This is a genomic window from Sorangium sp. So ce145 (genome assembly GCF_051525985.1).
Taxonomy (GTDB): Bacteria; Myxococcota_A; Polyangia; order Polyangiales; family Polyangiaceae; genus Sorangium; species Sorangium cellulosum_B.
Genome location: NZ_CP150315.1, coordinates 53,931 through 76,471, shown reverse-complemented (window position 1 = coordinate 76,471; position 22,541 = coordinate 53,931). Strand labels below are relative to the sequence as shown.

The following is a 22,541-nucleotide window of genomic DNA, read 5'->3' as shown; positions in this document are numbered from 1 at the left end:
TGCCTTCAAATGACGCGGCGGCAGCGCACCATCGCGATCGCGCCGATCGCGAACAATGCGAGCCAACCCACATCTGGCCGCGTTCCACCTCCGCTGGTTGCGCCCGCGGCATAACTGCAGGAGCTCGCGCGCCGCTTTCCGTCGATCGGCCGCCCCATCTGCCCGCTACCGCCGGGCGGCGAGCCGGCCACGGCGCCGCCGCCGCTCGATCCGCTCCCCCCGCCGCCGCTCCCCGACCCGCCGCCTTGCACCGCCGGCTCGCACCTGTCGGCCGACTCGCTGAACGCGGCGAGCGCGAGCTTTTCCACGCCGGCCTCGTCGACGAGGCCGAAGGGCTGCTCGTCGAGCGGCGCGTCCTGGAAGCTGGCCCAGACCACGCCGGCGACGTCGTCGCGCTCCGAGAGGAGCTCGAACGACGTTGTCAGGTTCGCCGCCTGGAGCTCCTCGCCGGCGAGCGCGCTCGACCACGCCATCCCGGTCACGGCGAAGGGGCTCTCGTCCCCCTCCTCGTCGGCGAGGTCGCGCAGCGCGTCGAGATAATCGTTGAGCGTCACCGGATCGACCTCGGTGCGCTGATGGAAGAACAGCTGTTGACCGAGGCGAGACCACGGCGTCCGCTGGCCGAAGCGCGCCTCGAGATCGTCCCACGCCGGCTGCGCGTAGAGCTCGCGCAGGTAATCGACCCCCGAGAACGGCGCGGCCGCGTCGTCCGAGGCGAGCAGGCCGCCCGTGGTCAGCGACAGCGCGTCGACGTTGAAGAGCGCCTCGTTGCGGATGCGGATCTGGGCGAGGATCTGCGCGAGCACCCGGGGCAGGATGAAGGTGCAGCCGGCGTGCTCCGGGTCGAGCGCGGGGTCGGGGAGCTCGGAGCAGTTCGGCTGACTCCAGATCTCCCACTGGACGACGTCCCCGGCGTACCTCGTCATGAGCGCCTCTGCCGTCTCGGCGAACGCCTCCACGTACGCGTTGTCGCCGTCCCGGTCCGGATCGTCATTCCAGACGTCCTGTCCTTCTCCGATCGTGCGGTGAGAGAGGAGCCCGACCGGCTCGAGGCCGGCGGCGAGCGCCGCGTCGATGACGGCGTCGTACTGCTCGAGCTTGTCGTCGTCCCACGCCTCGGCGTCATCGAGCAGGAACTCGACGCGCACGGCGCCGGCGCCCGCGCGCGCGAGCCGCTTCGCGTGTTTGTCGTCGAGGATCACCTCCCCTGCGTCGACGGGCGCCCCTGGATCGATTCCATAGAAGCCGCACGGCACGCCTCGGGCACCGAGCGCCGGGGGCGCGACGAAAAGGGCGGAGGAGGCGGCAAGAGCGACAATGGCTGCACGCATGTCGCGAGGATAGCTTGGATGAGGGCCTCGACCAAGAAACGACCCCGACATGAACCATCCATGGTAGGGAGAGGCTTCACATGGCTTTCCTGGAACCGGAAGAAGCAGAGCACGGGCAACTCGGGGTCGCCCCTCCGAGCGGCGAGGCCGACGGCGACATGGAAGCGGCGGGCGACGGCGTCGTCGAAGCAGCGCCCCCGGCCAGACGCTTGCGCGACTGGCTGCGAGGCGCGCCGCTCTCCGAGCGCCTGCACCTCGCGTTCGGCCTCGTCTTGCCGGCGTTCCTGCTCGTCGTGAACATGGTGCGCGTGCGCTCGTTCACGATCGACGACGCGTACATCTCGTACCGGTACGCGCGCAACTTCGCCCGGGGCCTCGGGCTCGTCTACAACGCCGGCGAGCGCATCGAGGGGTACACGAACTTCCTCTGGACCGTGCTGCTCGCGGGCGGCATCAAGCTCGGCCTCGACCCCGACGTCGTCGCCAAGGTGCTCGGCGGGCTCGCCGCCTGCGGCTCGCTCGGCGCGCTCTACCTCCTCTCGGCCCGGCTCCGCCCGCACGGCGCGGTCCCTTGCATCGCCACGTGGCTGTTCGCGAGCTCGATCGTGCAGAGCGGATATGCCGTCTTCGGCCTGGAGACGCCGCTGTTCGTCCTGCTCGTCCTCGCGGGCACCGAGATGATGTTCCGCGAGCGCGACCGGGGGACCGGCTTCCCGTATTCGGGCCTCGTCTTCGGGCTCGCTGGCCTGACGCGCCCGGAAGCGCCGATGTTCATCGGCATACCGATGCTCTTCCTCGGCCTGCGCTTCTTCGGGCGGCAGAACCTCCTCCGCGGCGTCGTCTTCGCCGCGCCCATCGCGTGCCACATGCTCTGGCGGCACAGCTACTACGGCACGTGGCTGCCGAACACGCTGAGCGCCAAGACCGGCAGCCTCGCGGAGCAGCTGGCCGGGGGGCAGCGCTACCTCGCGGAGTACGCGGAGCACACCTGGCCGGCGCTGCTGCTCGGGCTCTTCGGCCTCTGCGTGGCGATCGTCGCGCGCCACCGCGACGCGCTCTGCGTCGCGGCCCTCGCGCTCGCGGTGGGCGGCTACGTGCTCCTCGTGGGCGGGGACTGGATGCCGTACTACCGCTTCATGAGCCCGTTCGAGCCGTTCTGCTTCCTCCTCGCGGGCCTCGGCGCGCGCGCGCTGCTCGAGCCGCTGCTCGCCCAGCTCTCGGCCCGCGCCGCGGACGCGCCCGAGGGCGGGGCGATCGCCCTCGCCGCGGGGGCCGGCGTGCTCGCGCTCGGCTGTCTCATCGCGCTGGGCGCCTTCCGGGCGCAGCGGATCGAGCGCGCCCAGCACCGGATCCTCGACGACGAGAAGCGGTTCTGGGACAGCGCCGCGGGCGGCGTGGCCAACTGGTTCGTGGAGCACGGCAAGCCCGGCGAGGTCGCCGTGGGCGACATCGGGTACATCGGGTATGTGACCGACTACCCGGTGCTCGATCTCCTCGGCCTCGTCGATCCCGTGATCTCCAAGCTCCCGGGCGGCTACACGCGCAAGACGGGCCCCGGCTACGTGCAGCACGTCTTCGACAAGATGCCGCGCTACTTCGTGTTCGTCGGCGGCGCCGACACGTGCGACAAGCTCCCGTTCCCGGCGCAGGAGAAGCTCCGCAAGGACCGGCGTTTCCGGGGCGTGTACCAGGTGGCCGGGATGGTGCGCCACAGCAAGAACGGCTACTGGTGCGTCTTCGAGCGGCCGGACGACGCCGCTCCGGCCCCCGCGCCCTGAACTTCGCCGCGAAGCGGCGAGGTTCGCCGCGACAGCCGCGCCTCGCCTCACCGCAGGCGCGCGCGACCCCACCGCAGCTCCGCGAGGTTTGCTAGCATCGCCGCCCCATGCCCTGGCTCTGGTACGTAGGTCCCCTTGCGTTGCTCGTCGTCTGGTTCCTGACCGGCTTGCGCGGTCGGCACGAGGCGCGGCGCGACCGCGAGCTCGCGCGCTGGCGCGCGCTGATGACCCCCGAGGCGGCACCGGCCCGCCCCGGCGCGAAGCCGGGCGGCCGAAAGGCCGACGCCGTCGGCGACGGCCCTCGTCCGGTGCGCTCGTTGCCGTCCAGCCTCCAGCATACGCTGCAGGAGACGGGCGGCGGCGAGGTCCTCGCCCGCTACGAGCTCGTCCCGAAGCTCGCCTACGTCGCGGTCGTGGGCCCGGACGCGAAGAACGGCAGCGAGTACCAGGTGGTCCTCACCAAGCTGGCCAAGGCCGGGCCCCGGCTCACCGTGTGCCCGCTGCCCATCGTCGATGGCAGGCGTGCCCCCAACACCGGCGTCCAGTTCAAGAAGGACCCGGAGTTCATGGAGCAGTTCCTTGTCGAGGGGCCCGAAGCGAAGGCCATCGGCCGTTGGCTCTCGAAGAGCATCCGCGACGCCCTGCTCGACTTCCCCGACGCGTGGCTGTTCGTGCAGGATCGCGCCATGGCGCTCGCCGTGTACGGCCCCGTCGACGCCGACCGCATGGAGGAGCTCGTGATCGCCGCCGACGCGATCTTCGCGGAGCACGGCAACGAAGGCGCTCCCTCCCTGCTGTTCGACCGCAACGACGACGACGACGACAGCGAGGAGGACGACGAGGACGAGGACGACGACGACGACGAGGAGGACGACGACGAGGAGGCCGCGGGCGCCGAGGGCGCCGTTCGCTGACCACGGCCGAGCCGAGCCATGGTAGTCCTCGCAGGTGGGACTGATTGAACGCGAGATCGCTGCTCTCCTCCGCTCTCCTGCTCTCGCTCTGGCTCACGGCACCCCCTGCCGCCCCGGCAGAAAAGAACAGCTGGGCTAAATCCCAGGGATCGCGTGCGGAGCTCGAGCTCGACGTCCTGAGCAAGTCGGCCTCCTGGGCCATGGACGATGTCACGTCCGAGGTGAGCACGTTCGGGCTGACCTTCGATCTCCGAGGTCAGCTCGAGTGGTTCGGCCGGCTCCACCTCGACGTGGATCTCCCGCTGGCTTATGGCGACGTCTCCGCCTCGTTCCGGTCCACCCGGCTCGGCGTCGACGAGAGCAGCAGCGCCGGCAGCCTTCTCTTCGGCAACCCCACGGTCGGCGCCCACTATGCGCGCGCTCTCACGCGCAAGCTCACCGTCTTCGGCGGCGGCGCGCTCTCGATCCCCGTCCTCAGCGCCCCGGACGCCGACGCCCGCGCCACGCTGCAGGCGACCGTCCCCGCGCGCGCGTCCTTCGACCTGCACCGGCTCACCGCCGGGCACCTGCCCCTGAGGGCCCACGGCGGCGTCGAGGCAGAGCTCGCCGCGCGGCTCTTCTACCGCGCGGACACCGCGGTGATGTTTGCCCTCCCGACCAGCAAGGCCGGCGTCGAGCTCGTGGTCGAGCAGGGCGACGAGCTCGAGCTGCGCGGCCGAGGCCCCTACGGCGGCGGGCTCCGCCTCCAGGCCGCGCTGACGCTCACCCGCGACGACAGGATGCAGCTCGCGATGGAGCCGTTCTTCACCTACACGCTGAAGCAGCCTGGCTTCTACGCCCGGGCAGGGTTGCTCGTCGCGCTCGACGCGCCGCTCGGGTTCGGCCTCGCCGAGGACAAGGTCGCCACCCTGCGGCTCGCGGCCGGCCGCAGCTTCTGACCGCGTCGCCCGCCTTCGCCCGCCGCCGCGCCGCCCGCGCCGAGCCAGACGCCCGCCGTCCCCGCCGGGGGGGGATCCCCCGCGCCCCCTGCCGCTCGCCGTCGTAGGCTTCCCAGGAGCGAGAGCGAGCGAAAGGCGGGGCGATCACCATGGGCGAGCAGCACGTCTCCGAGCAGGCGAGCGACGAGCAGCACAAGGCGTTCATGCGGGCGCTGCTCGACGATGTGGCGGCGCTCGAGCGCCTCCTCCTGGAGGATCGCATCGAGTCCGGCGTGCGCCGCATCGGCGCCGAGCAGGAGATGTTCCTCGTCGACCGCGCGCTCCGGCCCGCCCCGCTCGCGCTGGAGGTGCTCGAGCGGGCCGCCGACGCTCGGCTCACGACCGAGCTCGCTCGCTTCAACCTGGAGGCGAACCTCACCCCGCTCCCGTTCGGCGGCGATTGCCTGCGGCGGCTCGAGGCCGAGCTCTCGGAGGTCATCGGGCGGGCGGCCGAGGCCGCGCGCGCCGTCGGCGCCGACGTGCTGCTCACGGGCATCCTCCCCACCCTGCGCGCCGGCGACCTCCGCCTCGAGAACCTCACGCCGGCGCCTCGCTACCACGAGCTCAACCGCGCGCTCTTGCGGCTGCGCCAGGGCGACTTCCGCGTCTCGATCCACGGGCTCGACGAGCTCGAGATGACCCACGACAACATCCTGCTCGAGTCGTGCAACACGAGCTTCCAGGTCCACCTCCAGGTCGGAGCGCGGGAGTTCGCGTCGCTCTACAACCTCGCCCAGGCGGTGACCGCGCCCGTCCTCGCCGCCGCGGTCAACTCGCCCCTGCTCCTCGGGCAGCGGCTCTGGCACGAGACCCGGATCGCCCTCTTCGAGACCTCGGTCGACACCCGCCCGAGCGCGCTCGAGGGGCGGCAGCAGAGGCCCCGCGTCCACTTCGGCGACGGCTGGGTGCACGGCGGCGTGCTCGATCTCTTCCGCGAGGACATCGCGCGGTTCCGCGTGATCATGACCGCCGATCCCGGCGAGCCCCCCGCGGCCGTGCTCGCGCGCGGGGAGGCGCCGGACCTCAAGGCCCTGCGGGTCCACAACGGCACCGTCTACCGCTGGAACCGCCCCTGTTACGGGGCCCTGGCCGGGGTCGCGCACCTGCGCATCGAGAGCCGCGCGCTGCCCTCGGGGCCCACGGTCCTCGACGAGGTCGCGAACGCCGCCTTCTTCTTCGGCCTCATGTCCGGCCTCGCCGCCGAGCACCCGCGCATCGACCTCGAGATGCCGTTCGAGGACGCCAAGGCGAACTTCTTCGCGGCGGCCCGCCACGGCCTCAAGGCGCAGCTCACGTGGCTCGGCGGCCGGAGCCTCCCTGCCCCGGAGCTCATCCTCTCGCACCTCCTCCCCGCCGCCCGGGCGGGCCTCTCGGCCGCGGGCATCGACGCCGCCGACGTCGACCGGTACCTCGGCGTCGTCGAGGAGCGGGTCCGCCGCGGCCAGACGGGCGCGCAGTGGGCGCTCGGCTCGCTCGCGGCCATGGCCGGGCGGGGCACCCCGGAGCTGCGAAGCCGCGCCCTCTGCGCCGCGATGCTCGCCCGCCAGCGGGAGGAGGCCCGGGGCGGCGGGGCCGGGCGCCCGGTGCACGCGTGGGAGCCCGCCGCGCTCGAGGACGACCTGGACCTCGTGCGCGACAGCTACCGGACCGTCGGCCAGTTCATGTCGACCGATCTCTTCACGGTGCGTCCCACCGACATCGTCGACTTCGCGGCGAGCGTCATGGCCTGGCGGCACGTGCGCCACGTCCCGGTCGAGGACGAGCAGGGCCGGCTCGTCGGCGTCGTCTCCCACCGCGCGCTGCTCCGGCTCGTCGCCCGCGGCGCCGCGGCGCCGCCGAGCGGATCCGCGCCGCCCACGGTGGCGTCCATCATGCGGCCCGACCCCGTGACCGTCGCGCCGGACACGCCGACGCTGGAGGCGATGCGGATCATGCGCGAGCACCGCGTCGGCTGCCTGCCCGTCGTCGCGGGCGAGCGGCTCGTGGGCATCGTCACCCAGCGCGATCTCCTCGACGTCTCGGCGGCGCTGCTCGAGGCCTTCCTGCGCGAGGCGTGAGCGGGCGCGGCTGCCGGTGACGCGCGAGCCGGAGCTGCAGAGAGAGAATGAAACGCAAAGGCGCAAAGACGCAAAGTCGCAAGAAGAAGCGAGAAGAATTCTTCTCGACGTCTTTTTGCGACTTTGCGTCTTTGCGTTTTTATTCTTTTCTAGAAGCTCTGCGAGGAGCAGCGCTCCCGCGCGGAGCTCACAGATCGCTGATCTCGACGCACGTCATCGCGTCGCCCTTGGCCTGGCAGTCGAACACGGTGCCGTACGCGTTGAAGAAGCCCTGCTTCGTGCGCGTGACGTGGTACCGCGTCCCGTCGATCTGCCGGATGCTCGTGTAGCTCCCCTGACAGCCGATCGCGCCGAAGCTCGCGAGCAAGAGCCCGAAAATCAAAGAACGCTTCATTCGCCTGCCTCCGTCGTTACCTCGACCTCGGTGCACTCCGCCTTGCCCGGCGCGTCAGGGCACATCCACATCGCAGGCTGGTTGTTCTTGTGACCAGCCACATACACATAACCCGGCGCCGCCGGCGCCGAGTCGCTTGCAAACGTCGCACACCCCGCGAGCGCCGGAGCGCCGCAGAGCAACGCACTGCATAGAATGAGTTTCCGCATGGCCAACCACGCTACCGGCAAGCTCAGGCGTGGGCCAAATTAGCACCCGGGCTGCCCCAACCGTTCTTTCTCCCACGTCGCTCTCTCGCGCAGCGCCTCGCCACCTGCGACGCCCCCGCCTCCCGCGGTTGACACGCCGCGTTAGCGCACCTAAGGGACTTACCCCAACCGGTATGCGCTGGCACGCCGGGATCCGGGGGGCTGCGCGGGGCGCGCGGGGCGGGCTCGCGATGGGCTCTCCGGCAGCAGAGGAGTCGACATGGCTTCAGGCAAGAATGGGAAGGGCGGCAAGGACCGGGTGGCGGTCGTTGCCGGGCTGCGCACGCCGTTCACCAAGGCGGGGACGGCGCTCAAGGCGCTGCGCACCGTCGATCTCGCGGCCACGGTGGTCAAGGAGCTCCTCCAGAGGAGCGAGGTGACCCCGCGCGACGTCACGCTGGTCGTCTACGGCCAGGTGGTGCCGACGCTCGACTGGCTCAACATCGCGCGCGAGGTCGTGCTGCGCACCGGCCTGCCCAAGGACACCGACGCGTTCAGCGTCTCGCGCGCGTGCGCCACGTCGCTCCAGGCCATGACGAGCGCCGCCGAGGCGATGCTCGCCGGCCAGCACCACGTCGCCCTCGTCGGCGGCGCCGACAGCATGAGCGACGTGCCGCTCGGCGTCTCCCGGAAGCTCGCCTCCGCGCTGACCGACTTCCAGAAGGCCAGGACGCTCGGCGCCCGGCTGGAGATCGTCTCCCGCCTCTCGCTGAAGGACCTCGTGCCCCCGATCCCGGGCTTCTCGCGCGAGCCGACCACGGGCGAGCAGATGGGCGAGGCCGCCGAGAAGATGGCGAAGCAGAACGGCATCTCGCGCGCCGAGCAGGACGCGATCGCCCACCGCTCGCACACGAACGCCGCGCGCGCCTGGCGCGACGGCACCTACGCCGCCGAGGTCATGCACGTGATCCCGCCGCCTTATGACAAGCCGGTCGAGCGCGACAACGTGGTCCGGGACGACTCGACCCTCGACGCCTACGCGAAGCTGTCGCCGGCCTTCGATCGGCGGCACGGCACGATCACCGCGGGCAACGCGTCGCCGCTCACCGACGGGGCGAGCGCCCTGCTCCTGATGCGCGAGGGCAAGGCCAAGGCGCTCGGCTACCAGCCGCTCGGGTACGTCAAGTCGTGGTCCTACGCGGCGGTCGACCCTGGCTGGCAGCTCCTGATGGCCCCGGTGCTCGCCGTGCCGCGGGCGCTCGAGCGCGCCGGCCTCTCGCTCGCCGACATGGATCTCGTCGACATGCACGAGGCCTTCGCCGCCCAGGTCGCGTCCAACCTGAAGGCGCTCGCGTCGCCGTCGTTCGCCGCGGAGAAGCTCGGCCGGTCCGCCCCCGTGGGCGAGATCGATCCGGAGAAGCTCAACGTCAACGGCGGATCGATCGCGCTCGGGCACCCCTTCGCGGCCACGGGGGGGCGCATGGTCCTCTCCACGCTCCGCGAGCTCAAGAAGCGCGGCGGGCATCACGCGCTCCTCACCGTCTGCGCGGCGGGCGGCCTCGGCGCCGCCGTCGTCCTGGAGGCCGCATGACCACGACATCCGCCGCCGCCACGCCGGCCCCCGCGGCCGCGAGCCCGCTCTCTCTCGAGGTGCGCCCCGACGGCGTGGCCGTCGTCACCTACGATGTCCCGGGCGAGGCGGTCAACACGCTGAAGCCCACGTTCACCGGCGATCTCGAGCGGATCGCGGGCCAGATCGCGAGCAACCCGCTCATCAAGGCGGCGATCCTCGTGTCCGGCAAGGCCGACACCTGGATCGCGGGCGCCGACATCGAGATGCTGAAGGGCGTCGCCACGGCGGCCGAGGCCGAGGCGATGTGCCGCGCCGGCCACGAGGCGATCCTGCGGATCGTGCGCTCGCCGAAGCCGATCGTCGCCGCGATCCACGGCGCCGCGCTCGGCGGCGGCCTCGAGGTGGCGCTCGCCTGCCACGCCCGGGTGCTGAGCGACGACCGGAAGACGGTGCTCGGCCTGCCCGAGGTGCAGCTCGGCCTGCTCCCCGGGATCAACGGGCTCCAGCGGCTCGCGGAGCGCGCCGGCCTGAAGGCGGCGCTCGACCACGGCCTCACCGGCAAGAACATGCGCCCCTCGAAGGCGCGGCAGCTCGGCGTCGCCGACGACGTCGTCCCCGCGGCCATCCTGAGGGAGACGGCCGCGGCGCTCGCGCTCAAGCTCGCGCGTGTCGAAGCCGGCCCGCCGTTCCGGCCGAAGCGGGCGAGCGCGCCGAAGCTCGACTCCGCCGCGCTCACCCGCGCGGCCCTGGAGCGGAACCCGATCGGCCGCGCCCTGCTCTTCCAGCAGGCAGCGCGGCAGACGCGCAAGAAGACCGGCGGGCACTACCCGGCGCCCGAGCGGATCATCGACGTGCTGAGGACGTATGCGGAGAAGGGCTTCGAGGCGTCGAAGGAGGTCGAGGCGCGCGCGTTCGGCGAGCTCGTCGCGTCGAGCACGGCGCACCGGCTGATGGAGCTCTTCTTCGCGACGAACGCGATGAAGAAGGACACCGGCGTGGACGACCCCGCCGTGCAGCCGAGGAAGGTCGAGAAGATCGCGATGATCGGCGCCGGCCTGATGGGGGCCGGCATCGCCTATGTCAGCCTGAACGCCGGCATCTCCGTGCGGCTCCGGGACCGCGACGACGCGTCGATCGGCCGCGGGCTCAAGTACGTGGCCGACATCCTCGGCGAGCGGGTGAAGAAGAAGCAGCTCACGCCGCTGGAGCGCGACGAGAAGCTCGCGCTGCTCACCGCGACGACGGACGGCTCGGGCCTCCGGAGCGCCGATCTGGTGATCGAGGCGGTGTTCGAGGAGCTCGCTGTGAAACAAGCGGTCCTGCGGGACGTCGAGCAGCACGGCAAGGACGGGGTGATCTTCGCGTCGAACACGTCGTCGATCCCGATCTCCCGGATCGCGGCCGCGTCGAAGCGGCCGGAGAACGTGGTCGGGATGCACTACTTCAGCCCGGTGCACAAGATGCCGTTGCTCGAGGTCATCCAAACCGAGGCGACGTCGCCCGAGGTGGTGGCGACGGCGGTCGCGGTCGGCAAGCGCCAGGGCAAGACGGTCATCGTCGTGAACGATGGAGTCGGCTTCTACACGAGCCGGATCCTCGGGCCGTACATGAACGAGGCGAGCTGGCTGCTCGCCGAGGGGGTCGCGGTCGAGCAGGTCGACGCGGCGCTCGTCGCGTGGGGCTGGCCGGTCGGCCCGCTCGCGCTGCTCGACGAGGTGGGCATCGACGTGGCGGCCCACGTCGGCCCGATCATGCTCGAGGCGTTCGGCGACCGCCTCGCGCCGCCTCCCACGATGGCCAGGCTGGTGTCCGACGACCGGAGGGGCCGCAAGAACGAGCGCGGGATGTACCTGTACGGCGCTGCGGCGAAGAAGAAGGGCAAGGGCAAGCACGCCGACGAGAGCGTCTATGGCGTGCTCGGGCTGCCGGTGCCGAGGGCGAAGGACGGCCCGCCGGTGCCGGTCGAGGAGATCCAGCTGCGCTGCTCGCTCCAGCTCGTGAACGAGGCGCTGCACTGCCTCGGCGAGGGGATCCTCCGGAGCCCGCGCGACGGCGACATCGGCGCAATCTTCGGCCTGGGTTTCCCGCCGTTCCGCGGCGGGCCGTTCCGCTACGTCGACGGTCTCGGCGCCGCGGAGGTGCTCCGCCGCATCGAGATCTACGAGCGCCGCTTCGGCAAGCGCTGGACGCCCGCCCCGGCCCTCGTCGAGGCGGCGAGGACCGGGAAGCCCTTCTACGGCTGAAGAGAGAGAAGAAAAAAAAAACGCAAAGACGCAAAGGCGCGAGGGAGAGAGAAAGATTTATCTCTTCTTCTCCTTGCGTCTTTGCGCCTTTGCGCCCTCGCGTTTGAAATTCTTCATCCCTCCACCACGCTACCCGCTTCAATCGAGCTCCACGGCCACATCCGACCCGGGCCCTGATGGCCCGCGCCTTGCTCTCCTCTCGGCGAGGGACAGACCGCGCGGGAGGGGGCCAGTCATGCGGAAGTGCATTCGCGACGCGGTGGTCGTTATCACCGGGGCATCTTCGGGCATTGGAAGGGCGGCGGCGCTCGCGTTCGCGAGGCGCGGCGCGCGGGTCGTCATCGCCGCTCGGAACGAGGCGGCCCTCGAGGCGGTCGCTGCCGAGTGCGCCAGCGTCGGCGCGCCGGCGCTCGCCGTCCCGACGGACGTGAGGGACGAGCACGCCGTCCGGGCGCTCGCCCGCGCCGCCGTCGAGGTGTTCGGCAGGATCGACGTCTGGGTGAACAACGCCGCCGTGTTCCTCTACGCGCGCGCGGACGAGGCGCCCTACGAGGCCTACCGCCAGGTCATCGAGACGAACCTGCTCGGCTATGTGCACGGAGCGCGGGCCGTGCTGCCCTGTTTCCGCGCGCAGGGCGCCGGGGTGCTCATCAACAACGTCTCCGTTCTTGGCAAGTTCGGCGCGCCGACGATGAGCGCCTACGTGATCTCCAAGTTCGGGGTCCTCGGCCTCACGTCCTGCTTGAGACAGGAGCTCTCCAGCACGCCGGACATCCACGTCTGCAATCTCCTGCCCGCGACGATCGACACCCCGATCTACCAGCACGCCGGCAATTTCACCGGCCGCGCCGTCCAGCCGATCCGGCCGATCGTTGACCCCGAGCGGGTCGCGGCGGCGATGGTCTCCCTCGCCGAGCGGCCGCGGCGCGATGTGTACGTCGGCGCCGCCGGCCGCATCACCGCCGCGGCGTTCGTCGCCTTCCCGGGCCTCATGGAGCGGCTGTTCGCGGCGTACACGCTCCGCGCGACCTTCCTGGATCGCGCGGCCCCGCACACCGACGGCAACATCTTCGTGCCCATGAAGCACTGGACCGGCGTGACCGGCGGATGGCGCGCGTCCTCGGGCGTCGCCGCGCTCCTCGACACCGCCCGCGCCTTCGCCGGCCTCGCGCTCGCACTCCCGTCCACGGCGGCAGAGCGCCTCAGGCCACGATGACATTGCCGTCCTGGCACCTTCCGTACGCGATTTTCCACCCATCTCGACGCGCCATCGCCCCCGACGTGTCTCTCAACCTCGGGGGTCCTGTGACGTGTTCTCCACGGAGCCCCGGCATGCTGCGCCCATAGCAACGATTCAATTGAAATAAGGAGGCGCAACAATGAGCCGTTATGTGGCGCGCACGCTCCGGAGCGATGACTTCTCGACTCTGATGAAACTGGAGACGACCCTCTTCGGCGGCGCGGGCGAAGGGGAGCTCGGGCGGTATTACATCCGTCTTTGCTGCGACTTCTTCAAGGACTCGTGTTTCCTCGTCGAGGCCGCGGGGAGGCCCGCGGGCTACCTGCTCTCCTTCACGCGCGGCAAGGAGGTCTACTGCACGACCCTCGCCGTCCTGCCCGAGTATCAGGGCTCCCGCGCGACGCACACGCTGCTCCGCGCGTTCGTCGGGTCGATCCTTGGATGGGCCGAGTCGTGCTGGTTCACCGTCGAGGAGGACAACCACGCCGCGCGGGCGCTCCACGCCATGCTCGGCGCCAAGGAGATCGAGGTGCGCCCCGATTTCTATGGCACCGGACACCCGCGCATCATCTCGCGCATCGATCGCGACGCGTTCATGGCGCTCCGGGCCCGCTTCGAGAAGGTGGGGCTCGTCGATCGCCAGGCCGACGCGAAGGAGCCGCGCGCGGCGGAGAGCGGCGGCATCGCCGCGGTGGCCTGAGGCCGACGCACCATGACGACCACCGCTCCGCTCGACCACGGCCGCCGCGCGCCGGCGGCGGGCGACCGCCCCTGGACCGAGGCGCTCTACATCGCCAGCCGGGTCTCCGGCGTGATGGGGCTCGCGCTCGACACCGTGTTCCGGACCAGCCTCCTGCCCACGCTGCCCGCCTCGCGCCGCCGCGAGAGGGCGCGCCTCCTCCACGGGATCGCGCGGGACCTGTGCTCGCTGCACTCCCTGCGCGTCCGCGTGACCGGCGCGCTCCCCGCGTCGCCGTTCGTGGTCGTGGCCAACCACGTCAGCTACCTCGATCCCATCCTCCTCGCGTCGCTCACCCCCTGCACCGCCATCGCGAAGCAGGAGATCGGCAGCTGGCCGATCATCGGCGATCGCGCGCGCGATCTCGGCGTGCTGCTCGTCGATCGGCGGCGCCCGGCGAGCGGGGCGCGCGTGCTCCGGAGCGCGCTCCGGGCCCTGCGCCATGGCGTCCCGGTGCTGAATTTCCCGGAGGGCTCGACCACCCGCGGAGAGAAGGTCCTCCCGTTCCGGAAAGGCATCTTCGGCGTCGCCCGGCTCGCGGGCGTCCCCGTCGTGCCCGCGGCCATCACCTACGATGATCCGGAGCTCTGCTGGGCGGGCGACGACACCTTCCTCCCCCATTTCCTCCGCTTCTCCAGCCGCCGAGAGGCGAGCGCCCGCGTCGCCTTCGGCCCGCCGCTCGGCGATCACGGCGGCGCGGCGGATCTCGCGGACCGCGCCCGCGCCGTGATCCTGGACCTCTTGAGCCTGTAGGAGATCTCATGTCCCAACAACGAGCAGCCGCGTACCTTCGGCACGGGCAGACGCCGTTCTTTCGCCTCCCGACCGCGGGATTCCACGAGGCCGGCGCGTCCGCCTATTCCGGCGCCGACGCCGTGCTCCTCGGCGTCCCGTGGGACGGGAGCGTCACGTACCGCCCGGGCGCACGGTTCGCCCCCTACGAGCTGCGCCGCGTGAGCGCGCTCGTGCAGTCGTATCACCCCGGCCACGGCGTCGACGTGTTCCGCGCGATCCACGTGCTCGACGGGGGCAATGTGCCCTTTCCCCCGTTTCACGCAGACTCCGTTCGCGAGCTGATCCAGGCCTCGGTCGACGAGGTGCTCGCGGCCGGCGCGGTCCCGTTCGTCGTCGGCGGCGATCACTCGATCGCGCTCCCGGTGCTCCGCGCGCTGTCGCGGCGCCACGGCCCCGTCACGGTCGTTCACGTCGACGCGCACCTCGACACGAGCACCTCGGAGGTGTGGGGCGAGCCGTTCCACCACGGCACGCCGTTCCGCAACGCGATCGAAGAGGGGCTCATCGGGCGGAGCGCGCTCCACCAGATCGGCATCCGCGCCACGTGGGGCCACCCGGAGGAAGGCGCCTTCGCGGCGCACGCCGGGGCGACCCTGTACGGCATGGATCGGATCGACCGCGACGGCGCTTCTGCGATCGCCGCCGCCATCAGGGCAGCCGCGGGCGAGTCGCCCGTCTACGTCTCCTTCGATATCGACGGCGTCGACCCGGCCTATGCCCCGGGCACCGGCACGCCCGTGCCCGGCGGGCTCACCTCACGCGAGGCGATCCAGCTGCTCCGCGGCCTCGCGGGGATCAACCTGGTGGGCATGGATCTCGTCGAGGTATGCCCCGCGCTGGATCACGCCGACATCACCCTCCACCTCGGCGCGCACCTCCTGTTCGAGGGCCTGGCTCTCCTCGCGACGCGCAAGGGCGACAAGCGCGACCAGCCGCGCGGATGACGCGAATCGACGAATCGACGAATCGATGAATCGACGAATCGTCGATTCTGCGCGAATCGCGGAACCGCGGAATCGCGACACATGAATCCGCTCAATCCGCTGGCGCCCGCCGCCATTCCGGTGTCACATAAGAGACGCTGGAATGACACGCACGCCCGACCTATGCGGCCGCTACGCCGAGCTCCCGCAGCTCGCTGATGCCTGGGCGCGCCTCGCGCGCACCTACGGCGGACGGGAAATAGCGATCGGGACGTCCGCGAACGGAAGACCCCTGCGGCGCTACGACTTCGGCGATCCGCTGGGTCCGACGTTCCTGCTGACGTCGCTCATGCACGGGGTCGAGGTGATCGGCGGGCTCGCGCTGCTCGATGCGGTCCGGTCGATCCTGGCGGGCGGACGAGCGGGCGTGGCGGCGCGGGCGCGGCTCGTCGTGGTGCCGGTCGTCAACCCCGACGCGTTCGCCGACAACCTGGAGCGCCTCCGCGGCGGGCGGCGAGCGTCGCAGCGCTGCAACGCCCGCGGCGTGGATCTGAACCGGAATTTCGCGCCGCTGTCCTCGTCGCGGCCGCTGCACCCGTTCGCGGGCTCGCGGCTCCGGTGGTCGCCGCACTACACGGGGCCTCACGCGTTCTCGGAGCCCGAGTCGCGCGCCCTGCGCGACGTCGCGCTGGAGACGCGGCCCGCGCTCGCGATCGGCTTTCACAGCTGCGGCAACTTCCTGCTCTACCCGTGGGCGCACACCGACGTGCCCAACCCGCGCGAGCCGCTGTACCGGGCGCTCGGCGACGCCTTCTGCCGGGCTCTGCCGCGCGAGCGGTACGAGATCCGCCAGGCGGCGCACTGGTACCCCACGGTCGGCGACATGGACGACTGGCTCGACGCCACCCTCGGAACGCTCGCCTTCACGGTGGAGGTCAGCCGTCCTGCACGCTCCTTCCGCGACCTCCGCCGGCTGCTGAACCCGTTCTGGTGGCTGAACCCGCGTGAGGCCGACGAGGCGATCGCCAACGTCGTCCCCGGCGTCGGCGCGCTCCTCTGCGACGCCCTCGACCGCGGCGTGGGCGGCGCGGCCTCGCGGGCGGCCCCGCCGATCGACGCGCCGCCTGCGGAGCTCTTCGCCGACGCCGCCGAGTGAAACGGCCGCGCTCCTCGTGTACGCGCCGGGCGCGCGGCTGCCGGCGGCCGCCATTCCGCGCTGGCCAGAGGGCGACGGCGGCGAGGGCTGTCGAAAAGTGCCAGTCCCGCGCGCGGCATCCACTATCCTTCGGGCGTGGACGCCGCCACGCCCCGCATACCGCCGACCGTGCGGATCAGCCCGAGCGCGGCGGTTCGTCAGGCCGGCGCCGACGAGTCGGACATCTGGCAGCACACCCCCGACGAGGTCGTCGACGGCAAATACCGGCTGGTCCAGCCGCTCGGGCGCGGGGGCATGGCCGAGGTCTGGCTCGCCGTGCACGTCACGCTCAAGACCGAGCTCGCCGTGAAGTTCCTCAACGCCTCGCTGACCGGCGACGCGGAGCGGAGCCGCACCGTCCTGGAGAGGTTCCGGTTCGAGGCCCAGATCTCCGCCCGCCTGAGCGCGCGCACGCGGCACATCGTCGCGGTCCACGACGCAGGGGTCCACGACGACATCCCTTACCTGGTGATGGAGTACATCCCGGGGCGAACGCTGTTCGCCGAGGTGCGCCACAAGGGACCGATCGATCCGGTGCGCTTCGGGCACATCCTTGATCAGATCGGGGACGCGCTCACCGTGGCGCACGACATGGGCATCGTGCACCGCGACCTGAAGCCTTCGAACGTGATGCTCGTCGACGCCCCCGGCGCGGAGCTGGCGGTGAAGGTCGCGGATTTCGGCATCGCCAAGGCGCTGCACGGCGATCTAGGCCTGGATCGGCCGCAGGAGACGGAGGCCGACGTCATGCTGGGCTCGCCGAACTACATGAGCCCGGAGCAGCTCGCCTCGCCGCTCGCGGTCGACGCGCGGGCCGACGTCTGGGCGCTCGGCGTGCTGGCCTACGAGGTGCTGACGGACTGGACGCCTTTTCAAGGCAACAGCATCGCGGAGATCATCGTGGCGGTCAGCACCCGCGATTTCGAGCCTGCCACGGAGGTCCGGCGATCGCTTCCCCGGGGGCTCGACGCCTGGTTCTCGCGCGCCCTCGCGAAGGGGCCGGCGCAGCGGTTCGCCTCGATCCGCGAGATGGTCGGGGCCTACCATGCCGCGCTCTCGGCGCCGCCGCCCGAGCGGCCCGCGGAGGTCGCGCCGCCGCGGCGGCCTCGGGTGGCGCCCGCCGTGGCGCTGGCCTGCCTGACCGCGCTCGGGGGGACGGCCGCGCTGGCGGCGCGCCTGCTCGATCCGCCGCGCCTGGAGCAGCCGGCGCGGCTCATGGCCCCCGGCGTGCGGGGCGCGCTCCAGGCGGTCGCGCTGCGCTCGCCGCCCCCGCCGCAGCAGCCCGCCGCGGCCGAGCCGCCGGCCTCCGCGGCGGCGCCCGCGCCGCCTGCTTCCGCAGCAGCGCCCGCGCCGCCTGCCTCCGTAGCACCTGCGCAGCCGCGCTCGTCGCAGCGCCGCCCCGGGGCTGACAGGGCCGTCCCGCGGGCGACGGCGACCGCCGCGCCCACGGTGCCCCGGCGCCGCAAGGAGATCGACAAGAGTGAGACCTTTTGAGCGACGGCTCATCACGCTCTGCAGCGTCGCCATGCTCGCGGCGGCGCCGGCGCGCGCGCTCGCCATCGGGGCCGAGGAGGACGCGAAGACGCTGTTCGCCCGGGGCCGCGAGCTGCGGAGCACCGGACAGTGCGAGCAGGCGGTCATCGCCTTCCGGAGCGCGCTGGAGATCTACCCCGAGGGGCTCGGCGCGCTCCGGAACATCGCCGAGTGCGAGGAGGAGCTCGGCCGCTACGCCTCGGCGAGGCGAGACTGGTGGGATCTCCGGCGGGCCGCGCTCCAGTCCAACGAGGCGAAGTACGCCGGGTGGAGCGATGACGCCGAGGCCCGCTACCGGGCGCTAGGCAGCAAGGTCGGGACGTTGACCGTCCTGCTGAAAGGCGCCGAGGGCCGGCCGCCGGTCCAGGTGGTGCTGGACGGCAAGCCCCTCGACCCGAGGCTCCTCGGCGTCGAGCTCGAGCGCGATCTCGGCGCCCACACGGTCGAGCTGTTCTACGGTGGCGCCGCGCCGATCGCGGAGCGCGCCGAGCTCACGCCCGGCGCCCGCCAGGTCGTGACGCTGGCCGTCCCCGCGCCGCTCCCGGGGCGCGACGCGCTCTCCGCGCCGAGCGCCTCCGGCATGCCGGCGAGCGGCATTCGCATGGGCGGCTACGTCGCGCTCGGCGTCGGCGGCGCTGGCGCGATCGCGACCGTCGTGGCGCTGGCCGTGCGCGCCGGCGCGCTGTCCGCGGTCGAGGACGGGTGCTCCCCCGCCGGCGGAGGCGCCTACGAGTGCCCGCCGTCGCTCCAGGGCGACTACGACACGGGCAAGACCGCCTCGACGCTCGCCGGCGTCTTCGCCGGCGTCGGCCTGGTCGGGATCGGCGCCGGCGTCACGCTGCTCCTGCTGAGCCCTTCCGAGCCCACGGCGCCGTCCCCTGGCAAGCCTGCGGCGGAGCTCGTCCTCACGCCAGCGCCGGGCGGCCTCGGCTCGCGCCTGCTCGTGAGGTTCTGAGGTCAGGCGCTCGGACGCGGCCGGCGCCGCGACACGGCAGCGTGGGAGCGCGCGTCGCTGAGCTTGTCTTTCCGCACCCGGGCGCTACCCCATGATCGAGGCGAGGGCGCGCGAGGCGGGGAGGTCGAGATGAGCTCACAGCGAAACAAGATCCTTGGTTCGATCGCAGGGAGCGGCGCGGTCGCCGTCCGCGGGGCGGCGGAGGCGCTGTTCTCGGCGGCGGGCAAGAGGCTCCTCGACGACGGCGCGCGGGAGGGCCTGCGGCGCGTGATGGTCGAGAACACCACGGCGGTCGTGGACGCGCTCGCGCCGGGGCTCTCGCTGGGCGCGCAGACGACGGCGAAGATCATCGGGGATCAGGGCGGAACGCAGGCCGCCGCGATCGTCGCGCAGGCGGCGGGGCGGCACGCGGGCCAGGCCGCGCTCACCGACGGCGTCTCGGCCGCGGTCGCGAAGGGGCTGGCCCGCGAGGCGATGAGGGCCGCGGGCCGGGAGATCCTGAAGGGCGCGGGCAAGGCGGCCGGTATCGGGTTCGTGATCGACGGCGCCTTCGGCGCCTACGAGGGCGTCACGGCCTACCAGCGAGGCGAGATGACGAGGAAGGAAGCGCTCGCGCACGCGGCGCAGGAGGCCTCGACAGGCGCGATGGCGACCGGCGCCGGCGTGCTGCTCGCGGCGGGCCTCGTCGCGGTGACCGGCGGCGCCGCGGCGCCTCTCGTCTTCGCGGTCGGCGCTGGCGGCGCGATAGGCGCGAAGCAGGCCCTGCGGCGGCTCGTCGGCCGGGTGTCCTCGAAGGTCCTGGCCCGTAACGTCGCTGACGAAGGCCAGGTGGGATGACGCCACGAAGGTGGCGTATGTCCCCGCCAGCGCGCTGACCGACTCGACCTCTCGTTTCGCGCGGCCCTGCGTTCCTCTCGTCCACCGGCCCCGCGGCGCCCATGTGGCAATTGCCTTCCGTGCCTTTCAATACCGAGTTCCCGGCCGGCCCGACGGCATGGGGTGTTTTCGAGAGCTCTTCATGGCGGAGGATGGCTATCGAGGGAACTACCTTCGAGGCGTGATGCTGGGCGGGCATCTCTTCGATTCCGCGCGCAACGCGCGGAGCATGGGCCGCCGATCAGGGCGCTCGTGCGCCCGCGCCGCTCAGAACGGCGGCGGCGCCGTCTCGCCGGTCGGCAGCGGGCCCGGCTCCGGCGCGTGCTCCGACTCGACCGGCGCTGGCGCGGCGCCCGGCTCCACCGGCCGCGGCCCCTCGCCTGGCGCCGGCGGGGTGCCCTGCTGCTCGGCTGGCGCCACGCCGTCCGCCGGCTCCGCGCCCGCGTCCGCCTCGGGGACCTGCGCCTCCTCGGTCGGCTCCGTCCCGGCGACGAACACCTCCTCGATGGCGTCTTCCTGCCCCTCGCGCGCGAGGAGACCCGTCAGCGGATCGATCTTCACGCGAACGACGCCGCTCGGCACCGGGAAATCGGCGGCCGGGCGCTTCGCGTGCGCCTGCTTCATGAAGTCCACGAACGCCGGCAGCGCCGCCATCGCGCCCGTCTCGCCGCTGCCGAGCGGCGCCGCGTCGTCGTAGCCGGTCCACACGGCGCACGCGATGTCGGTCGAGTAGCCCACGAACCAGGTGTCCTTCGACTGGTTCGTCGTCCCCGTCTTGCCAGCGATCGGGCGCCCCAGCGAGCGCGCCTGCCTGGCGGTCCCGCTCTGCACGACCGACGTCAGCACGCTCGTGAGCACGTAGGCCTCCGCCTCCTCCATCACGCGGTGCCCCGGCGGGCGTGGCGGCAGCGGGATCTCCACCCCGCCGGGGCCGACGATCTTCGTGATCAGGACAGGCTGCTCGTGGACGCCGCCCGCGGCGATGCTCGCGTACGCGGCGGCCATCTCGCGCGGCGTGACCTCGTAGGCGCCGAGGGCGAGCGACAGGTCTGCGCCGAGCTTCGACTGGACGCCGAGCGCCCCGGCGAAGGCGACCACGTTCGAGGCGCCGACGCGCGACAGCGCCGACACCGCGGCCACGTTCACGCTGTGCGCCGCCGCCTCCCGGAGCCGCGCCGGCGACTTCCCCTCGCTCTCGTCGTAGTTCTGCGGCTTGTACCCGGCGATGGCCAGCGGATCGGTGTCGAGGATCGTCGCCGGCGTCAGCGTGCGCGCGTGGATGCCGTAGCCGTAGACGAACGCCTTGAACGTCGACCCTGGCTGCCGCCGCGCGAACGTCGCCCGGTCGAGCCCGCCGCGCATCGCCTCGTAGCTGCCGACGAGGGCGACGATCTCGCGCGTCCGCACGTCGATCGCGACGAGCGCCCCCTCGGGTCCGAGCTCGAGCCGCAGCGGCGCCGGGGCCGCGGGCTTCCCCGGTTTGCCCGCGGGCGCCGCGCGCCCTGCCTCTCCGGCGGCGTCCTCGTCCTCTTCCTGGCCTGCGGCGGCCGCTTCGACGACCGGCTCCGGCGCGGGGCCGATCAGGCTGACGCGCACCACCTTGTCGACGTCGGCGAATTTACTCGGCGGGAGCCCGTTCGGGTTGTACCGCTGCGCGCCGCGGAGCGTGACCGTGCCTTCCAGCGTGCCCACGCGCACCGAGAGCGTCCCTCGGGCGTCGTCGGCGCCCGTCACGACCCCCCGGAAGACCTTGTGGCCGGCGGGCGTCCCCTCGAAGGCCGGCGGCTCTTTCTTGCTCCGCGCGAGCGGGCCGAGCAGCTTGTGCCGCTTCGCGTAGGCGTCGAGGTTCTTGCGGACGGACGCGCGCGCCGCCGCCTGCATCGCCGGATCGATCGTGGTCGTGATGGTGTAGCCGCCTTGCTGCGCGGCGGGCCCGACGAGCTCGCGCAGCACGCGCTGCGCCTCGGCGACCACCTCGGGCGCGAGCTCGGCGAGCGATTCGGTCTCGATGGCGAGCACGACCGGCTCCTGCTTCGCTTGCGCCACCTGGATCTCGTCCGCGAAGGCCTTGCGCTGCATCTGATCGAGCACGAAGTCCCGCCGCGCCACGGCGCGCTCGAGGTTCACCCGCGGCGAGTACACCGACGGCCCCTTCACGATGGCGACGAGCAGCGCGGCCTCGGCGAGCGTCACGTCGCGCACGCTCTTCCCGAAGTAGTAGCGGCTCGCCTCCTCGACCCCGTAGCGGCCGTGGCCGAAGTAGATCTTGTTGAGGTAGAGCTCCAGGATCTCGTCCTTGGTGAGCTCCTGCTCGATCTTGCGGGCGAGGATGATCTCGCGCGCCTTGCGGTTGAAGGTCCGATCCGGCGTGAGCAGGACGTTCTTCACGACCTGCTGCGTGATGGTGCTCGCGCCCTGCCGGGCCCGGGTCGAGCGGAGGTTCACCGCGAGGGCGCGGAGCATGCCGAGGTAGTTCAGCCCTGCGTGCTCGTAGAAGCCTGCGTCCTCGGCGGCGAGCGCGGCCAGCTTCACCTGGCTCGGGATCTCGCCGATGCGCACCACGGTGCGCCGCTCGGTGAAGACCTCGCCGAGGCGCGTCCCGTCGCGCGCGAGGATGCGCGTCACCTGCGGGGGCCGGTAGTCCTTGAGCTCGTGGGTCGAGGGGAGATCCGCCTCGTAGTGCCGGATGACGAGCGCGATCGTGGCGGCGGCGAGGACGAGCAGCGCCGCGAGCGCGATCCCGATGCGCTTCGCCCACGTCGCGATCGTGGGGCCTCTCTCCTGCGGGGGCGCCCCGTCCGGCTGGCCGGGCAAGCGCTGCGCGCCCTCG

17 protein-coding genes are annotated in these 22,541 nt (G+C 72.2%); 14 read left to right on the top strand and 3 right to left on the bottom strand.

Translation table 11 applies throughout. From position 1 onward, the window contains the following. Nucleotides 1-5 precede the first annotated feature (5 nt). Nucleotides 6-1,331 carry a hypothetical protein gene (locus WMF34_RS00290; protein ID WP_437992030.1) on the bottom strand — a complete coding sequence of 442 codons (1,326 nt, stop codon included), beginning with the start codon at nucleotides 1,329-1,331 and terminating at the stop codon, nucleotides 6-8. A gap of 80 nt (nucleotides 1,332-1,411) precedes the next feature. Between WMF34_RS00290 and WMF34_RS00285 the strand changes: the two genes are divergently transcribed. The 4 genes from WMF34_RS00285 to WMF34_RS00270 all read left to right on the top strand — a co-directional run bounded on the left by WMF34_RS00285 (nucleotide 1,412) and on the right by WMF34_RS00270 (nucleotide 7,057). Then, nucleotides 1,412-3,109, top strand: a complete 1,698-nt coding sequence (locus WMF34_RS00285; protein WP_437992029.1) for a hypothetical protein — start codon at nucleotides 1,412-1,414, stop codon at nucleotides 3,107-3,109. A 107-nt stretch (nucleotides 3,110-3,216) separates the two neighbouring features. Then, the gene (locus WMF34_RS00280; RefSeq protein WP_012232687.1) at nucleotides 3,217-4,023 is read left to right on the top strand and encodes a hypothetical protein; all 807 of its coding nucleotides are present in this window, start codon (nucleotides 3,217-3,219) and stop codon (nucleotides 4,021-4,023) included. Nucleotides 4,024-4,223: 200 nt separating this feature from the next. Next, the gene (locus WMF34_RS00275; RefSeq protein WP_437992028.1) at nucleotides 4,224-4,961 is read left to right on the top strand and encodes a hypothetical protein; all 738 of its coding nucleotides are present in this window, start codon (nucleotides 4,224-4,226) and stop codon (nucleotides 4,959-4,961) included. 149 nt (nucleotides 4,962-5,110) lie between these two features. Continuing rightward, the gene (locus tag WMF34_RS00270; protein ID WP_437992027.1) at nucleotides 5,111-7,057 is read left to right on the top strand and encodes a CBS domain-containing protein; all 1,947 of its coding nucleotides are present in this window, start codon (nucleotides 5,111-5,113) and stop codon (nucleotides 7,055-7,057) included. A 187-nt stretch (nucleotides 7,058-7,244) separates the two neighbouring features. Here WMF34_RS00270 and WMF34_RS00265 read toward each other — a convergent pair whose 3' ends face one another. Further along, the gene (locus tag WMF34_RS00265; RefSeq protein ID WP_012232684.1) at nucleotides 7,245-7,451 is read right to left on the bottom strand and encodes a hypothetical protein; all 207 of its coding nucleotides are present in this window, start codon (nucleotides 7,449-7,451) and stop codon (nucleotides 7,245-7,247) included. Nucleotides 7,452-7,919: 468 nt separating this feature from the next. On the opposite strand from WMF34_RS00265, the gene fadI reads away from it, so the two are divergent. From fadI to WMF34_RS00215, 10 genes are all read left to right on the top strand, one after another. Continuing rightward, nucleotides 7,920-9,230: an acetyl-CoA C-acyltransferase FadI gene (gene fadI / locus WMF34_RS00260; protein WP_012232683.1), complete on the top strand. Its 1,311-nt coding sequence runs from the start codon at nucleotides 7,920-7,922 to the stop codon at nucleotides 9,228-9,230. Beyond that, nucleotides 9,227-11,455 (top strand): fatty acid oxidation complex subunit alpha FadJ, encoded by a 2,229-nt coding sequence (fadJ, locus tag WMF34_RS00255; RefSeq protein WP_437992026.1) that lies wholly within the window; start codon nucleotides 9,227-9,229, stop codon nucleotides 11,453-11,455. Before fadI ends, fadJ begins: the two co-directional genes overlap by 4 nt. Before the next feature lie 235 nt (nucleotides 11,456-11,690). Then, entirely contained in the window at nucleotides 11,691-12,671 is a 981-nt protein-coding gene (locus WMF34_RS00250) for an SDR family oxidoreductase (RefSeq protein ID WP_012232681.1), read from the top strand. A 163-nt stretch (nucleotides 12,672-12,834) separates the two neighbouring features. Further along, nucleotides 12,835-13,395: a GNAT family N-acetyltransferase gene (locus tag WMF34_RS00245; protein ID WP_437992025.1), complete on the top strand. Its 561-nt coding sequence runs from the start codon at nucleotides 12,835-12,837 to the stop codon at nucleotides 13,393-13,395. Between the two features lie 12 nt (nucleotides 13,396-13,407). Beyond that, nucleotides 13,408-14,187: a lysophospholipid acyltransferase family protein gene (locus WMF34_RS00240; RefSeq protein ID WP_437992024.1), complete on the top strand. Its 780-nt coding sequence runs from the start codon at nucleotides 13,408-13,410 to the stop codon at nucleotides 14,185-14,187. An 8-nt stretch (nucleotides 14,188-14,195) separates the two neighbouring features. Continuing rightward, nucleotides 14,196-15,173 carry an agmatinase gene (speB, locus tag WMF34_RS00235; RefSeq protein ID WP_012232678.1) on the top strand — a complete coding sequence of 326 codons (978 nt, stop codon included), beginning with the start codon at nucleotides 14,196-14,198 and terminating at the stop codon, nucleotides 15,171-15,173. 142 nt (nucleotides 15,174-15,315) lie between these two features. After that, nucleotides 15,316-16,308: a M14 family metallopeptidase gene (locus tag WMF34_RS00230; protein ID WP_437992023.1), complete on the top strand. Its 993-nt coding sequence runs from the start codon at nucleotides 15,316-15,318 to the stop codon at nucleotides 16,306-16,308. 135 nt (nucleotides 16,309-16,443) lie between these two features. Then, nucleotides 16,444-17,841: a serine/threonine-protein kinase gene (locus tag WMF34_RS00225; protein ID WP_157906335.1), complete on the top strand. Its 1,398-nt coding sequence runs from the start codon at nucleotides 16,444-16,446 to the stop codon at nucleotides 17,839-17,841. Continuing rightward, nucleotides 17,828-18,835 (top strand): tetratricopeptide repeat protein, encoded by a 1,008-nt coding sequence (locus WMF34_RS00220; protein ID WP_437992022.1) that lies wholly within the window; start codon nucleotides 17,828-17,830, stop codon nucleotides 18,833-18,835. The genes WMF34_RS00225 and WMF34_RS00220 overlap by 14 nt, the downstream gene beginning before the upstream one ends. 129 nt (nucleotides 18,836-18,964) lie before the next feature. After that, nucleotides 18,965-19,672, top strand: a complete 708-nt coding sequence (locus tag WMF34_RS00215; protein WP_437992021.1) for a hypothetical protein — start codon at nucleotides 18,965-18,967, stop codon at nucleotides 19,670-19,672. Nucleotides 19,673-19,978: 306 nt separating this feature from the next. Here WMF34_RS00215 and WMF34_RS00210 read toward each other — a convergent pair whose 3' ends face one another. Continuing rightward, complete coding sequence (locus WMF34_RS00210; protein ID WP_437992020.1) at nucleotides 19,979-22,525, bottom strand: PBP1A family penicillin-binding protein; 2,547 nt, start codon at nucleotides 22,523-22,525, stop codon at nucleotides 19,979-19,981. Between the last annotated feature and the right edge of the window lie 16 nt (nucleotides 22,526-22,541).

Bases quoted from the DNA above. Each gene is read 5' to 3' on its own strand.
- WMF34_RS00290 (WP_437992030.1), bottom strand. From the start codon at position 1,331: ATGCGTGCAGCCATTGTCGCTCTTGCCGCCTCCTCCGCCCTTTTCGTC.
- WMF34_RS00285 (WP_437992029.1), top strand. From the start codon at position 1,412: ATGGCTTTCCTGGAACCGGAAGAAGCAGAGCACGGGCAACTCGGGGTC.
- WMF34_RS00280 (WP_012232687.1), top strand. From the start codon at position 3,217: ATGCCCTGGCTCTGGTACGTAGGTCCCCTTGCGTTGCTCGTCGTCTGG.
- WMF34_RS00275 (WP_437992028.1), top strand. From the start codon at position 4,224: ATGGACGATGTCACGTCCGAGGTGAGCACGTTCGGGCTGACCTTCGAT.
- WMF34_RS00270 (WP_437992027.1), top strand. From the start codon at position 5,111: ATGGGCGAGCAGCACGTCTCCGAGCAGGCGAGCGACGAGCAGCACAAG.
- WMF34_RS00265 (WP_012232684.1), bottom strand. From the start codon at position 7,451: ATGAAGCGTTCTTTGATTTTCGGGCTCTTGCTCGCGAGCTTCGGCGCG.
- fadI (WP_012232683.1), top strand. From the start codon at position 7,920: ATGGCTTCAGGCAAGAATGGGAAGGGCGGCAAGGACCGGGTGGCGGTC.
- fadJ (WP_437992026.1), top strand. From the start codon at position 9,227: ATGACCACGACATCCGCCGCCGCCACGCCGGCCCCCGCGGCCGCGAGC.
- WMF34_RS00250 (WP_012232681.1), top strand. From the start codon at position 11,691: ATGCGGAAGTGCATTCGCGACGCGGTGGTCGTTATCACCGGGGCATCT.
- WMF34_RS00245 (WP_437992025.1), top strand. From the start codon at position 12,835: ATGAGCCGTTATGTGGCGCGCACGCTCCGGAGCGATGACTTCTCGACT.
- WMF34_RS00240 (WP_437992024.1), top strand. From the start codon at position 13,408: ATGACGACCACCGCTCCGCTCGACCACGGCCGCCGCGCGCCGGCGGCG.
- speB (WP_012232678.1), top strand. From the start codon at position 14,196: ATGTCCCAACAACGAGCAGCCGCGTACCTTCGGCACGGGCAGACGCCG.
- WMF34_RS00230 (WP_437992023.1), top strand. From the start codon at position 15,316: ATGACACGCACGCCCGACCTATGCGGCCGCTACGCCGAGCTCCCGCAG.
- WMF34_RS00215 (WP_437992021.1), top strand. From the start codon at position 18,965: ATGAGCTCACAGCGAAACAAGATCCTTGGTTCGATCGCAGGGAGCGGC.